Annotated in this window: 16 protein-coding genes; 2 read left to right on the top strand and 14 right to left on the bottom strand. The window is 35.4% G+C overall.

Going from position 1 to position 13,112, the window contains the following annotated elements:
• Positions 1-38 precede the first annotated feature (38 nt).
• A complete protein-coding gene (locus AN161_RS03125; RefSeq protein ID WP_053592924.1) occupies positions 39-593 on the top strand; it encodes a hypothetical protein in 555 nt (184 codons plus the stop codon).
• A gap of 406 nt (positions 594-999) precedes the next feature.
• Here AN161_RS03125 and AN161_RS03120 read toward each other — a convergent pair whose 3' ends face one another.
• From AN161_RS03120 to AN161_RS03065, 13 genes are all read right to left on the bottom strand, one after another.
• On the bottom strand, positions 1,000-2,367 hold the full coding sequence (locus AN161_RS03120; protein WP_053592923.1) for an aspartate aminotransferase family protein: 1,368 nt from the start codon (positions 2,365-2,367) through the stop codon (positions 1,000-1,002).
• Positions 2,368-2,421: 54 nt separating this feature from the next.
• Positions 2,422-3,405 carry an asparaginase gene (locus AN161_RS03115; protein WP_075807159.1) on the bottom strand — a complete coding sequence of 328 codons (984 nt, stop codon included), beginning with the start codon at positions 3,403-3,405 and terminating at the stop codon, positions 2,422-2,424.
• 167 nt (positions 3,406-3,572) lie between these two features.
• Positions 3,573-5,054 (bottom strand): sodium:solute symporter family protein, encoded by a 1,482-nt coding sequence (locus AN161_RS03110; RefSeq protein ID WP_053592922.1) that lies wholly within the window; start codon positions 5,052-5,054, stop codon positions 3,573-3,575.
• A complete protein-coding gene (locus AN161_RS03105; protein ID WP_053592921.1) occupies positions 5,051-5,251 on the bottom strand; it encodes a DUF3311 domain-containing protein in 201 nt (66 codons plus the stop codon). Before AN161_RS03105 ends, AN161_RS03110 begins: the two co-directional genes overlap by 4 nt.
• 210 nt (positions 5,252-5,461) lie before the next feature.
• The gene (locus AN161_RS03100) at positions 5,462-6,865 is read right to left on the bottom strand and encodes a dihydroorotase family protein (RefSeq protein ID WP_053592920.1); all 1,404 of its coding nucleotides are present in this window, start codon (positions 6,863-6,865) and stop codon (positions 5,462-5,464) included.
• Between the two features lie 204 nt (positions 6,866-7,069).
• Entirely contained in the window at positions 7,070-8,356 is a 1,287-nt protein-coding gene (locus AN161_RS03095; RefSeq protein ID WP_053592919.1) for a GTP cyclohydrolase IIa, read from the bottom strand.
• An 836-nt stretch (positions 8,357-9,192) separates the two neighbouring features.
• Positions 9,193-9,339 (bottom strand): hypothetical protein, encoded by a 147-nt coding sequence (locus tag AN161_RS30450; protein ID WP_241774482.1) that lies wholly within the window; start codon positions 9,337-9,339, stop codon positions 9,193-9,195.
• Positions 9,340-9,581: 242 nt separating this feature from the next.
• The gene (locus tag AN161_RS03085) at positions 9,582-10,118 is read right to left on the bottom strand and encodes a DUF1572 family protein (RefSeq protein WP_053592918.1); all 537 of its coding nucleotides are present in this window, start codon (positions 10,116-10,118) and stop codon (positions 9,582-9,584) included.
• A gap of 198 nt (positions 10,119-10,316) precedes the next feature.
• On the bottom strand, positions 10,317-10,586 hold the full coding sequence (locus tag AN161_RS03080) for a sigma factor (RefSeq protein WP_241774493.1): 270 nt from the start codon (positions 10,584-10,586) through the stop codon (positions 10,317-10,319).
• Between the two features lie 210 nt (positions 10,587-10,796).
• Positions 10,797-11,405, bottom strand: coding sequence for an SCO family protein (locus AN161_RS03075; RefSeq protein ID WP_053592917.1), 609 nt, complete (start codon positions 11,403-11,405; stop codon positions 10,797-10,799).
• A gap of 104 nt (positions 11,406-11,509) precedes the next feature.
• The gene (locus AN161_RS27285; protein ID WP_075807158.1) at positions 11,510-11,632 is read right to left on the bottom strand and encodes a YvrJ family protein; all 123 of its coding nucleotides are present in this window, start codon (positions 11,630-11,632) and stop codon (positions 11,510-11,512) included.
• A gap of 88 nt (positions 11,633-11,720) precedes the next feature.
• Positions 11,721-11,945 carry a DUF2922 domain-containing protein gene (locus AN161_RS03070; RefSeq protein ID WP_053592916.1) on the bottom strand — a complete coding sequence of 75 codons (225 nt, stop codon included), beginning with the start codon at positions 11,943-11,945 and terminating at the stop codon, positions 11,721-11,723.
• A 12-nt stretch (positions 11,946-11,957) separates the two neighbouring features.
• Complete coding sequence (locus AN161_RS03065) at positions 11,958-12,173, bottom strand: DUF1659 domain-containing protein (RefSeq protein ID WP_053592915.1); 216 nt, start codon at positions 12,171-12,173, stop codon at positions 11,958-11,960.
• Between the two features lie 121 nt (positions 12,174-12,294).
• Between AN161_RS03065 and AN161_RS03060 the strand changes: the two genes are divergently transcribed.
• Positions 12,295-12,723, top strand: coding sequence for a DUF2621 domain-containing protein (locus AN161_RS03060; RefSeq protein WP_053592914.1), 429 nt, complete (start codon positions 12,295-12,297; stop codon positions 12,721-12,723).
• A 136-nt stretch (positions 12,724-12,859) separates the two neighbouring features.
• On the opposite strand, the gene AN161_RS29375 is transcribed toward AN161_RS03060, so the two are convergent.
• Positions 12,860-13,000, bottom strand: coding sequence for a hypothetical protein (locus tag AN161_RS29375; RefSeq protein ID WP_158002958.1), 141 nt, complete (start codon positions 12,998-13,000; stop codon positions 12,860-12,862).
• Between the last annotated feature and the right edge of the window lie 112 nt (positions 13,001-13,112).

Here is a 13,112-nt window from a genome sequence, read left to right as displayed (position 1 = left end):
TAACAGAGCCATAAAAATAAAAGGAGAGAATTAGAGAAATGAGTAAGCCAGATTTGTATGTTAGTTTAGTAGTAGGCTCTAATTGTGATATCGAATCGTTTGCATTACGGTCAGTACTCGAGTCATTTGGGGTACGAGTAACACTTCATTTAATAGGAAGACCTAATGATTTAATTGATGTTTTATTTGGAGAAGATTTTGATGATCGAATGGATTATTTAATTTTAAACTTCCATGGGGATGAAGGGCGCTTTTGCATGCCAGAACTAGGCGAAGATGTATATGAATTAGATGAACCTAGAGGTGAATTTTTCGGTCCACAAGAGATCTTAAAATATTGTAAATTAAAAGATGTGAAGGTTATTGCCTCTGGCTGTACTTTAGGTGAAAAGCAGCTAGCTACTGCATTTTTAAAAAGCGGTTGCCACTCTTATTTGGCCCCGGATGATTACATAGATGGTCATGCGAATTTAATGTTTCTCATAAGATTTATGTATGAAATCATTGCTAATGAGCGCACACAGCAAGAAGCCTTTGAAATCGCAAAATCTATTGACGATGAAACTTCGATGTATCAGCTTTATTTTGCATAGAAAACAGCAAAAAATCGTAGCTATACAATTGGCTACGATTTTTTATTTTGTTGAATCTTAAATCTTCCCTTAGGCTAGAAAGTTTTTTTTTCGCATATGATATACCTAAATATAACAAAGATGTTTATAATAATGAATAAAAAAATCGCTTGAATTCTATAATTCTAAAAAATTCAAGCGATTTTTTGATTACTTCTAACCTGTGCTATGTCAACTGAAGATGTATAACTGTTGCAGATTACCTTAGAAAAAATCACATACTTTATCCAACATTAATAGCATTTTCACTATCTACAGAAGAAGACATCCCTTGTCTTCATTCAGGAGTCTGATAAATGATAGTAAATCCCACTTAACTTTTTTATTATGATTCTTTCGAGGTCCATCTAAAAAAACCTAGTGATATTTACATCTTCTTAAAAAGTACTCTTTCAAACGCTTCAAGCGTATAGTCTATTTCTTTTTGTCCATGAGCTGTAGATAAGCTGTATCTATTTAACGGCTTCGTATATATTCCTTCTGCAAGTAGGTGAAAGTCTATTTCTTTTCTCAAACTGAAATTACACTGTTGCAAATCACGGTAATTGTGAACATGTTTTTTCTCAGTAATGACAATATTAAAGATACTTCCAACACCAATTGTTTGCATGGAGATACCACGAGTAGCAAATAACTGCAAAATACCTTCTTTTAATTGTTCTGTACGAGAAAGTACTTGATCCATTTCTTGCTCTAATACATCTAGTACTGCCATTCCTACAGACAAAATAGTTGGGTGGCCATTGTATGTACCACTATGGAAGAGTACATCTTTCGCACTTGATTTTCCACTTGTACTTTGGTCAAATACATCAGAGGCAGTTAGTGGAGCACTCACCATCATGATTTCTTTTTTTCCACCTATAATCCCTATAGGAAAACCACCGCCAATAACTTTACCTAGCGTTGTAATATCTGGTTTAATGTGATAAAGCGATTGAGCGCCACCTATTCCCATGCGGAATCCTGTTTTTACCTCATCAAATATAAGAAGAATCCCTAGATCCTCTGTAATTTCCCTTAAGCCTTTCATAAATTCTTCTTCTCCAGGAATAAATCCTGCCTGTACAGGTTCTAACATCACAGCTGCTATCTCATGCTGATTTTTCTTTAAAATATCTGCACATGCATCTAAATTATTAAATGGAAGAATGATTGTATTTTCTACTTGAGAGGGCTCCACACCTTTTGATTCAACAATCGCCTTTGGTGCATCCGATGATCCAGCTTCTGCAACGGGTGGATTCACACTTATTAGAACCTGATTGTAGCCACCGTGATAATGGCCTTCAAATTTAGCAATTTTATATTTTTCTGTATAGGCATAAGCCATTCGGATTGCTAATAACGTAGCCTCTGTCCCCGAATTCGTATAACGAATCATTTCCATGCTTGGATAATACTTTTGAATTCTTTTCCCCATTTCTACTTCAAGCGCATGAGGAGTTCCAAACAGAAAGGTTCCATTATTTTCCAATTGCTCTTGTATGGCTTGAATAATATTAGGGTGCCCATGCCCAAGCATTAAGGAACCATAAGATAGAAGATAATCAATGTACTGATTGTCATCTACATCTGTTAAATACGCCCCACTTCCTTTTTTCATAACAACAGGATACGGGTCAAATGATTTAATATTCGCAGTGACCCCACCCGGCATAACTTTTTTTGCATCTTCCATCAACCTTTTGGATGTAGGTGTTTTTTTCTCAAATTCTGTATTTAATTTATTCATAATTAAGCCACCTCGTTTATAAGCTTTTAATTTTAAAGCTAGTATTTTAGCACCTTATAAGATTGGTTTGGATAAATGTTTATAATATTCAAAAATCTCTTGATGTGTTTTTCCAGACATTAAAAGTAAGCTAAGTAATACCCTTGATTTTCTTCCATCTAGCCAGCCTGAACTAATTAAACCTTTACTAAGCAACGATGTTTCAGATCCAGGATATCCTCGATATGTCTGCGTTAATACCTCACCACTTCCCGTACGTGAAGCTAAAATGACCGGGATTTCCTGCGCTAAATCAGCAAGTGTTTCCACCATACTAGTGGGCACATGTCCTCCTCCAAGCCCTTCAATTACTATACCTTTAAAGCCAAGATCTTTTGTTTTTGTTAAAAGCCTGCCATCATCTCCTAGTGAAACTGTATAAAGCGCAATAGGAACTTCCTCTGTTTCTATCTTAAATGAACGATTTAATTCATTATTCGGTCTCATTGCTAAATAAGGAATACCTTCTGCAATCCATCCAATTGGACCACATTCAGATTGAAATGCTGCTACATTTTGGGTATGTGCTTTTCTTACAAACCTTGAACAATGAATTTCATCATTAAAAACAACAACTACACCAATTCCTTTTGTCACTCCACTTGCCGCAACTAAAATAGAAGCAAGTAGATTCGCTGGACCATCTGCACCACGTAAATTAGGATTCCTCATTGCTCCAGTTACAACAATTGGAACTTTAGGCTCGATAAGTAAGTCAAGCAAATATGCTGTTTCTTCAATAGTATCTGTTCCTTGAGTGATGACAATCCCGTCTACACCTGAATCAATCGCTGACACAATTTCTCTCGAAAGTTCCACAATATCATCAATCGATAATGATGAGGAAGCAATTTGTCGAAAAGAAGTTGTTATCACATTCGCTATATTCGATATTTCAGGAAGGCCCTGTACTAAATCTTCACCAGTTACGATTGGTTTATCTGTATCTCCCATATAAGCAATTGTTCCTCCAAGGGAAAAAATATGAATTTTTTTCAAATGTCCTTCCTCCCTAACAAGTTTTTTAATCTATACTTCTGTTTTTCTTGGAACGTCATTAGTTAGTTCATAAATCTCATGAACCATCTACATATTTTCCTGTTAAATCGAGAATTTACAAAACTTCATATATTTAGACTGTATTTTATTGCTTATCATAAACGGACTTAACTTCCTTCCGTTTCTTCTGTTACTTTACTCTGAACATAGTTGCCACGAGTAACAAGGCTGACAACCACGAGTACTAAAACATTAATCCCCAGCGCAATAATTCCAACATTGAAATCTTTGATTACCTGTGGTAGAAATGGAAAGAGCATACCTATAGTTGTATTTGTAAGCGAAATATATGCGACCGTTAATACTCCGATAGAAATTCCAGCAAAAGCCCCCTGTTTTGTAACAAAGTTATTTTTTGACAAACTGAATAATAACGCTGGGAATAATTGAGTTACAAGGCTATATCCCATTACTAGTAAGGCTACAATGGTTTTCCCGCCATAAATCGATAGATAAAGTGATACTCCTGCAATAACGGGAACCAAATATTTTGCTATTTTCGATATTTGTTCCTCTGATGTCTCAGGTTTCAATACTTTGTAAACATTTTTTGCTAGCATTGTGGATGCGTTCATTAAAAGCATTGATCCAGGAACTAGAGCTGCAAAGATGCCACCTGCCCCAACTAACCCCACAAACCATGGATCAAACGTTTGTGCAGATAATTTGAGCAGGATGAGATCAACTTCCTTTCCTTGAAGGCCTGGAATTATCAAAATCGCACTAGACCCAATGAAAAAGATAAATAACAATACCAACTGATAAAGGGGCATCAATATGGCATTTTTTCTGAAAACCTTTGCATTTTGAGCAGAATAAGTTGCACTAAAAAGATGTGGCCACATATAGAAACCAAGAGACGAGATTAACACGGTTGTTAAAAACCATGATGGATTTTGTCCACTTTCAGGTAGGGCAAGAAAACCCGGTCTAGCCTCTTGAATAGCTTCAAACATTTCACCAATTCCACCATAATAATGAATCGGAAGATAGATTCCTAGAAACACCACAATAAATAACAGTAAAAAATCTTTTACAACAGCTGTCCATGCTGATCCATGAATACCTGAAATTAGAACATAAACGGTTATGACAATCGCTCCGATACAAATTGCTATATTTGGCGAAATCGTACCATATGAAGCTTGTGAAACGATGATTCCTAACCCATTCAATTGAATAATGAAATAAGGGATCATTGCAATCACACCAATAATAGCGACTAATACTCCTAAGTAAGGACTATTATATTTAGTAACAAAAAAATCTGACTGGGATACAAGTTTGTTTTGCTTAGCATTCTGCCAAATCTTTGGCAAAATGAAATAGGAGATTACATAGGCTAGGGTACCGTAGCACATAATAAAAAGTGCAGCACCACCGTTACTATATGATTGGCCACTTGAACCAAGGAATGTAGTAATTGTAAAGGCTTCACCTGCTATCAGTAGGAACATAAAAATGGCCCCAAATCCCCTTCCTCCTACTGTCCATTGTTCAAGATCCATATCTTTTCCCTTTTTTGCTTTTATCACGAGATAAAACGACAAGATGATAGAGCCAATAATAACAATAAGTGCTACATTCATCTCATATCACCTTCTTTATTATCAGGATCAAAACGGTAAACGATTGCCATAATAACTGATGTAAGAATAACCCAAAGTGAACACCAAAATGCAAAGAACGGCAACCCTAAAACAAATGGTGTAACCTTGTTAGCAAAAAGTGCCCCACTTATAAAACCGATGAAAGGAAGTATCGCTAATAATTTTATCCATTTCAACTCATGTCATCCTCCTTCATATATTAAAAACAAAAACATAGTGTTACAAAATGATAATAATTTCTAACTAAACCAAATGTTCTAGATGAGAACATTTGGGCCATATTATTAATTGTGTGTTCTCTCTCCTCCCTACTCTTTGAAAATACTTTTTTATAGGTTTTATACCACCTAATAATACGTAATATCCTTTTTTCAATAATCTTAGGTTTAGTTCTGATATAGTAAACTTTTCTCAAGATTAACAATTTGGTAGTCTAATTGAGATTTCTGTGCTGTTTTTATCCCCGCCTCTGTAGTTAAAAGTTGGCCACCCCTTCCTAAAACGATACCGTCTCTCATATTCATATTACCTCTTACAAAACTCATAACTGCTTCTGATTTATCGATATCAAGAACTGTTATATCTGCATCTGCCCCGACTCCTAGATGTCCTTTACTTACTAATCCAAACATTTTGGCAGGATTCAGAGAAATTTTTGTCACTACGTCTTCTATCGATAAATAACCCAATTGATAAAGAGAAAGGACACGTTTGACAAGATTGTTGCGCGGAATCCCTCCTCCATCGGTAGAGGTTAGCCCAATAATAAAATCCCCGCCAGGTTTGACTCTTTCTACAGCACAAGCGACTGCAGTTGTTGGTAGATTTACCGGGAAGCTGATGAATGCATTTGTCTCTTTTTCTTTCCAATATAGAAGAGCTTCGTTACTCGAAAGTAACTCATTAGTTGTTGGTCCATTTTTTATCACGCTGACCGTACCGTCCAGTATTGCTTGTTCCAATCCTTTTTCCGTCAATGGATAACTGTATCGTTCAAGACATACCCGAGTCACATAATCTTCTGGGGTACCATCCTTACAGTTTCCTTTCGTTCCATTCATTACTGCTAAATGGGAATCGGCATATACATTGCGATTTTCACGCAATAAAGTCAATGCTTCCTTCAATTCATCTAATGGGTGTGATTCTCGCCCACGACAATACGCATTAATATGTGCTAAAAGTAATTTTTTACCGCGTGCGAGTTCTATGGCCTCGCGCATTCCACTCATATCACTTGCAGTCATTGTGGTTCCAGCGTGAAATGCTACCATCGCTTGAAGCTTATTCGCAATTCTCATTCCTTCTTCGGTTGCCTCTGGTGTTAGAGGAGCATGTCCTCCAAACAACTTCAAGCCTAATGATCCGTTTTCTAGAGCTGAAGATAAAAACCCTTCTATTTCAAAAGACGACGGATTCTGACTGTTTATCTTTCCACGACCAGGAATTATTGCCTCTATGGAGCCTACATTCAATCCTGAACCCCATGTATTAAGATCATCTAAAACATCTTGAACTGGTCCCGCGAAATCTATCGTGGTTGTTACACCAGTTTCTGCAATCATTTTATAGCCAACAGCTCCGCCTAAATATCGAGTTACATGGGTATGCATGTCAATCACACCAGGGATAATTACTTTCCCTTGAACATCAATGACTTTATCTCCCTTTTCAATCTCTTTTTCAACCATCACAATCTTTCCTTCTTTAATCCCTACATCAAAATTGCCGTTAACCTCATTTCCTGAATCAACCAAAGTACCATTTTTCAATACAAGATCAAATTTCAAAAATATCCCCCTAGTTTGTGACCTATTTATGTCATGTCCTTTATTGGATTCTATCACAAAAGAATATTGGATTATACTATAAATTTATATTTTTCTAAAAATTCTAAATATTTTAACTCTATAGCTAGTACTCTTAAGATCTCTTGTTGCACTGAGAAAATAAAAATAGCTGTCGAAGTTTTTTCGACAGCTAAAAATTTATATTTAAAAATTCAACTTATAATAGCGTCTCGGTCTTCCTGTTGAAAAGGGTTGATCAAAGCTAGTAATTGTAGCATAATCATACTTTTCTAATACTGAAAGTAATCTACGTGCACTTCTTAATGAACAACCATAATACTCGGACAGCTCATTTGCAGAGATTATTTCTTTTCCAATTTTTTTATTTATCACTTGAATTTTAGAGAGTGTGGCTGGACTTATTCCTACTTTTTTACCAATCAATTCTATTTCCTCGTTATATCCTGATATATATTCTATTTCATTTGGCTCTTGTAGTGGTCCCATAAAGGTACCATTGATTTTACGAATAAAAGCACAGTTCCCTCCCTCATCTTTTGCTCTCCTAACAGCAATACGAGCGTTATTTGTTGCTTCATTTGCTGTTAGACCTTCTCCAATACCATAACTAACTGACATTGGTATCGTTTTACGTATTTGTTCAAGTAAAAAATTTGATTGATCATCATTTAAACCTTTTGAAATTCTCCCTGTAGTACTATAAATAATAAATTCGTCCCCTCCTGAAAAAACTACAGAAGATTGTGATGCTGCTCCATATTTTAGAATGAGATCATAAAGTTTTAACTTCAAACTTTGTACTTCATATTCTGAGTAGTTGTTCATAATAGACTGTATGTTATCTACATTGAAAATACCTACACTAATTTGAGCTTCTTGTTTTTTTAAACTAGTGATTTCGAGTATTAATAATTCTAATGTTTTCCGAAGTGCAAATTTGCTTGGAACAACTCTAAAACAAGGTATTCCTTCCATTTTTAATTTTTTGTAAGTAGTCAAAAAACTAGTAATACAAAAATTAACTTTTCCTTGTTGAAATAAGTCCATATGATAATGCGTTACTTCATCTGAATTAAGAGGATTAAATTCACCCATATAAATGTTTTCAAAAGGCAACTCTAATTCCTCAAAAACCTCTTTAATCTCTGAAGTTTTAAATACGTCTATACTGAATTGGCTGATATTTAGATTATGGACATAACGAATGTTAAAAAGTGTACGATAAAGGGTTGTTATATCATGTTGTACATACTCAACTGGAACTGATAAATCTATAGAATTTATAGCAATCTGGTAAGGGGCCACTCCAGTAAATAAAAATCCATCGACCTGATCTTCATACTCTTTTATCATTGGAATGATAGAATGGTGTTCATCATATAACAGAGACACATAATTAATTTTATATTCATTAAAAAGTGGTATAGCCTGTTTTAAAGAATCTTGCGGGCTAACAATTGCAATTTTCATACCTTTCACCTCCAAAATTCACTAACCGACAACGTTCTTATAACCTTTTCTGATTATCGTAATAACTGCTTCTCTTAAAAATTGAAAAATATAATCCCTATACCTTAACCAATTCCCAAATTTTCGTAGCTTTGTTTCAAACCTGTGTATATATTCCCTCACTCGTCCAATTTTGTCATCGCCTTCATACTTCTGCCCAATCTTTATTAATCTTTCAGTTATAGTTGGATTAGAAAAAAAGCCTCTTTATCAATCACCTTTCGTGACCTTTCTTCAATTTTTTTATTAAAGATACTGCATTTGTTAGGTTGTAGTTTCTAATTCCTCTATAATCCCTAGCATTTCTTTTAGCATATTTCATCCTGGACATTTAATATTTCCTTTCTCATAAATGACTTGTATACTCGTTAATTCGTTTACTATTCTAAATATCCAATTCCAATAGTAAACCAAAACGCTTAAATATCAAGGCTTCTTGCGTTTTGAGTTTCTTGTAACACAATACCTTCTCAGACGAAGATAAAAAGTAATAAATGAAAAAAACTCCATTTCTAATACATAAAAAAGAACTATGACACTGGGTATATTCTTCTTAGCGTATATTCTTCAGGTTTTATTCCAAAAATTCGCAATTTCATCATCTCCTAAGTTTATTTAGCTTTTTTAGGTTTATCAAACATTTTATCCGCAAAATCTTTTCTGGCTCCACTGACTACATATTTTAAAAAACCCCACTAAGCTGTAATACATCATCCTACCACTCTATCCTTTACAATGTAATATTATTTCTATCGCCGATTATACGTAATAATCTCCTGATTGCGGAAAATACTTCATTAACATTTCCTGAAGCGAGTTGTATAGTAATTCTGCTTCCCATGAATCATGCAAAAAAAAATCTTTCCTTCTTTATTCATTAAAACAGGATTACCTGAGCCATCATCTGAAACCACATAAGCATCTTTCAATTCTTGTGGAATCATACCTTCTACACCTTTCTAAACCGATGAGTTAGCTCTACTACAGTGGCTTTTCCCAATGTAGTTCCGTTTTTAAATGAATAGATAGAAAATCCTGCACAAGCACCCCCAAAATAATTGAATATACTCGTAAATTTGACATTCACAACTTATTCAGCATTCAAAATGTCTTCGTCAGTAGCTGGTACGGAATTGCCCGGCACACAAAAAAGCCATCACACACTAGTGAGACGGCTGCCCTATTTCTATTGTTGATGTTTTTTTAACATAGACTCTGTGAAAGCCTGAGATTGTCCCTTTGCAATACTTAATGTTTGCCACTCAACGCCCTTTAATTGCTTAGCGATGTAAACGATTTGACCGACATGTTGTGAATAATGGGCCATTTGTCTTTCAATCGCATCTATCACGGAATGCTGTTCTCCCCTTATCGTTACAAACCCTTGTAAATCAGCTTCCGTTAATTTTTGTAAAGCATCTAAAAATACTTCCCAGCCCTTTTCCCATACTGCCATAACTTCTTCTTTTGTCTGAAGGCTATCCGTAAATTCATCATCACGATTTCTTGTTGCTTTTTCACCATCCGACGTTAAAAAGTCTGTCCATCTCGATATCATATTACCGCTAACATGCTTTACTATAATGGCAATACTATTGGATTCTTCATTAAAAGCCCAGTGCAATTGTTCACCGTCCAATTGCGAGAGTGTTTTATCGCCTAACTCTTTCACACTTTTAAACCTTTTTTGAACAACATTTACATAAATCTCCCCAATGCTCATACATAAACGCCTCCTATGATTTCGATCATTTTCAGTCTATATTAATATATTCAAGAATTAAATATTGGATTCCTTTTTATCGATGTATGAACCTTCATTTTTTACGTAATATCCTTGTGGTATATAATCCTGTCCATCGTTGTTATTTAATAATTATTGGATACCAGTCAATGCCTTCAAATTCCTCGTAATCTCTACTCACACAATAGGTTCTCGCTGCTTTAACGGTAATTTCAAAATAGCTTCATCTAAAATCGTTTGTTCATCCCATTGAATAAGCCTATCGTTAATAACGGATTTTTGCTTAGAGAAAAGCTTGTGTTGAACTGAAATTTTCCGATATGCCCAGCTCTTTAAATAATCCTTACATTTATTAATGGTCATGCGTGCTAAATAAGCCCTCATCTCTCCTCTTTCTTCATAATACTTTTGATGATGATAAAATTTAATAAACACATCTTGAACGATATCCTCAGCTATTTGTAGATCTTTCGTATAGTAGTAAGCGATTCGAAATAGATATCTGTATGTAGTTCCATTAGTTGCTCTAAATATTCTGTATCAGACAAAATCTTCCCCTCCTTCTACACTATAAACGAGGCTACAGTTATAAAAGATTAAATTTCAACCGAAAAAAAACCGTCTCTTCATTAATTAGAGACGGTTTCCTTCTATCCATTATAAATTTTCATCAATATATGTTTCTATATCTGATGCAATTGTGTCAATAGGGACATCCTCTGGATTCTCCGCAAATCCTGAATACATTTTTACGATTACACCATCTTTATCAACTAAAAAAAATTGATTCCCATGGACGACTTGGTCGCTATTAGGATCATTTCTGACGATTATTTTTGTTGATTTTACAGCGAACTGCTCGATATATTTTTGTGAATAACCAGTAAGTAGATTCCATTTTGATTGATCTGGAACATTATATTTTTTCAAATAATCAGCTAATACTTCTGGTTTATCAACGTCAGGATCAACTGAAAACGCAACAATATTATAATCTTCCACACCTTTTTTCTTCAGCTTTTCTTGAACTTGCGTCATATTAAAAGACATTGGTGGACAAATTGAAGTACAATTCGTGAAAATATACATACCAATCCATGGTTTTCCTTTTAAACTCTCTAAAGAAACTTTTTCTCCGCGTTGATTGACATGGTCAAAATCTGGTAATTCCAAGTTATAATCTGCTTTAAACTTTGAATTTCCACACGCACTAAGCACAGCTGCTAATGCAAAAAGTAGCACAAGTCCAATTATTTTATTTCTCATCTTTAACACGCTCCCTACTTACACTATCCTCATCCTATCGTACGATGTAAATATTGACAAGGACACTCAAGTGACAGCTTTCGTACATCTTTGTGAAATCGATTTCACTTTAAGGAAACAAGCGCATCATGAATTGCATCTAATTTCACTTCTACTCGGTGCAGTAAATAAAACGACAATAAGATAGGAAAACCGATATCCGATATCATGTTTAACCACTGTTCCATGTTGGCCCCTCCTTCACTGCTAGATAAATAAGACTAATATTGCTGAAAATGGTCCTTGCAGTACATGCTGCAAAGACCATTTTTTTGGTTATTCGATCTTTAAATCAAATTCTGTTACTTGTCGATCAACAATGCGAGCCCCACTCATCGCAATGAGAGTGCCAGCTTGTCCATCAAAAACATTTTTAGCGATGATGGTTTGCATTACCTTTTGAATTTCTTCCGCTGTTACTTTTGGCTTCGGTGCATCAATCGCAAATGTTGCCGTTTTCCCTGCCACTGTTTCAAATTGCAGCTCTAAAACTTGTGTCATAGCTTTCCCTCCTTAGGATAAATCTGTTGTTTCTTGTTTTACAATGCTGTCTAGTGCGTGTGAAGATAGACTTGCAATGGCATATGCTACCTCTACTAAATCCTCTGCCGTATGCGAGCTGTTTAAATTGCGGTACGTTTTTGTTGTGAACATGGGCTCGTTTTGGGCATTGTGTCCAGCAACATACTTTAAGCGCAGTGTAGCACCTAAGAAATTGACTTTTGCCATGGAGGTCACCTCCTTTCTTACACAATATATACTGACTTATTACTAAAAAAGGGACATTTAGGATGAATTTTTTTATGTAAGCTTTTATAATAGAGTGAGAGAAGGCAAAGAGGTGAACGATTTGTTAAGTGGTTGGTTTTTATGGTTTATCCTATTTTGGGTAGTTGTACTTATTTCGTTTATGGCGATCGGTGGATTTTTCATGTTCCGCAAATTTTTAAAGCGATTACCGAAGCAGGACGGTAAATCCGATTTAGATTGGCAAGAGTATTATTTAGATAAAACCATTCATTTATGGGGACAACCTGAAAAAGAGCTTTTATATGAACTTGTAAGCCCTGTACCTGAGCTATTTAGACAAATAGCTAAGGAGAAAATTGCAGGAAAAATTGGGGAGCTTGCTTTAGAAGAAAAAGCACCTTCTATTAACCACGATTTGATTATTCGTGGCTACATTCAAGCAACGCCAAAGCGCGATCATAAGTTTTTACGCAAAAAATTAGATGAAATGCAAATTGACATCGCTCCATATGAACATTTGTTTGAATGAAAAAACGCTGCACACTGATTTTGTGCAGCGTTTTACTTCCTAAGTTAAGTTTAATCATTGTATTTTTTCAATAAGGTTTGTCTTGGACTCTTTCCGTCGCTTCAGTAATTCTTTCCGTCGTTCTGCTTTCTATCCTTCACTTTGACTCTTTCTTCCGTCGCTTTTGCCTTTCATTCCATCGCTTGGACGACTCTTTCCGTCGCTTCAGCAATTCTTTCCGTCGCTCTGCTTTCCATCCTTCACTTTGACTCTTTCTTCCGTCGCTTTCGTCTTTCATTCCGTCGCTCAGTTAATTCTTTCCGTCACTCTGCTTTCTATCCTTCACTTTGACTCTTTCTTCCGTCGCTTTTGCCTTTCATTCCGTCGCTTGGACGACTCTTTCCGTCGCT

Source organism: Lysinibacillus sp. FJAT-14222, assembly GCF_001278875.1.
GTDB classification, from domain to species: domain Bacteria; phylum Bacillota; class Bacilli; order Bacillales_A; family Planococcaceae; genus Lysinibacillus; species Lysinibacillus agricola.
The sequence above is the reverse complement of the archived record's forward strand: the minus strand, read 5'-3'. Positions and strand labels throughout refer to the sequence as shown.

Coding starts and splice junctions, on each gene's coding strand:
- AN161_RS03125 (WP_053592924.1), top strand. CDS start 39: ATGAGTAAGCCAGATTTGTATGTTAGTTTAGTAGTAGGCTCTAATTGT.
- AN161_RS03075 (WP_053592917.1), bottom strand. CDS start 11,405: ATGAGAAATAAAATAATTGGACTTGTGCTACTTTTTGCATTAGCAGCT.
- AN161_RS03120 (WP_053592923.1), bottom strand. CDS start 2,367: ATGAATAAATTAAATACAGAATTTGAGAAAAAAACACCTACATCCAAA.
- AN161_RS03070 (WP_053592916.1), bottom strand. CDS start 11,945: ATGACACAAGTTTTAGAGCTGCAATTTGAAACAGTGGCAGGGAAAACG.
- AN161_RS03095 (WP_053592919.1), bottom strand. CDS start 8,356: ATGAAAATTGCAATTGTTAGCCCGCAAGATTCTTTAAAACAGGCTATA.
- AN161_RS03065 (WP_053592915.1), bottom strand. CDS start 12,173: ATGGCAAAAGTCAATTTCTTAGGTGCTACACTGCGCTTAAAGTATGTT.
- AN161_RS03110 (WP_053592922.1), bottom strand. CDS start 5,054: ATGAATGTAGCACTTATTGTTATTATTGGCTCTATCATCTTGTCGTTT.
- AN161_RS30450 (WP_241774482.1), bottom strand. CDS start 9,339: ATGATTCCACAAGAATTGAAAGATGCTTATGTGGTTTCAGATGATGGC.
- AN161_RS03085 (WP_053592918.1), bottom strand. CDS start 10,118: ATGAGCATTGGGGAGATTTATGTAAATGTTGTTCAAAAAAGGTTTAAA.
- AN161_RS29375 (WP_158002958.1), bottom strand. CDS start 13,000: ATGAAAGACGAAAGCGACGGAAGAAAGAGTCAAAGTGAAGGATGGAAA.
- AN161_RS27285 (WP_075807158.1), bottom strand. CDS start 11,632: ATGGAACAGTGGTTAAACATGATATCGGATATCGGTTTTCCTATCTTA.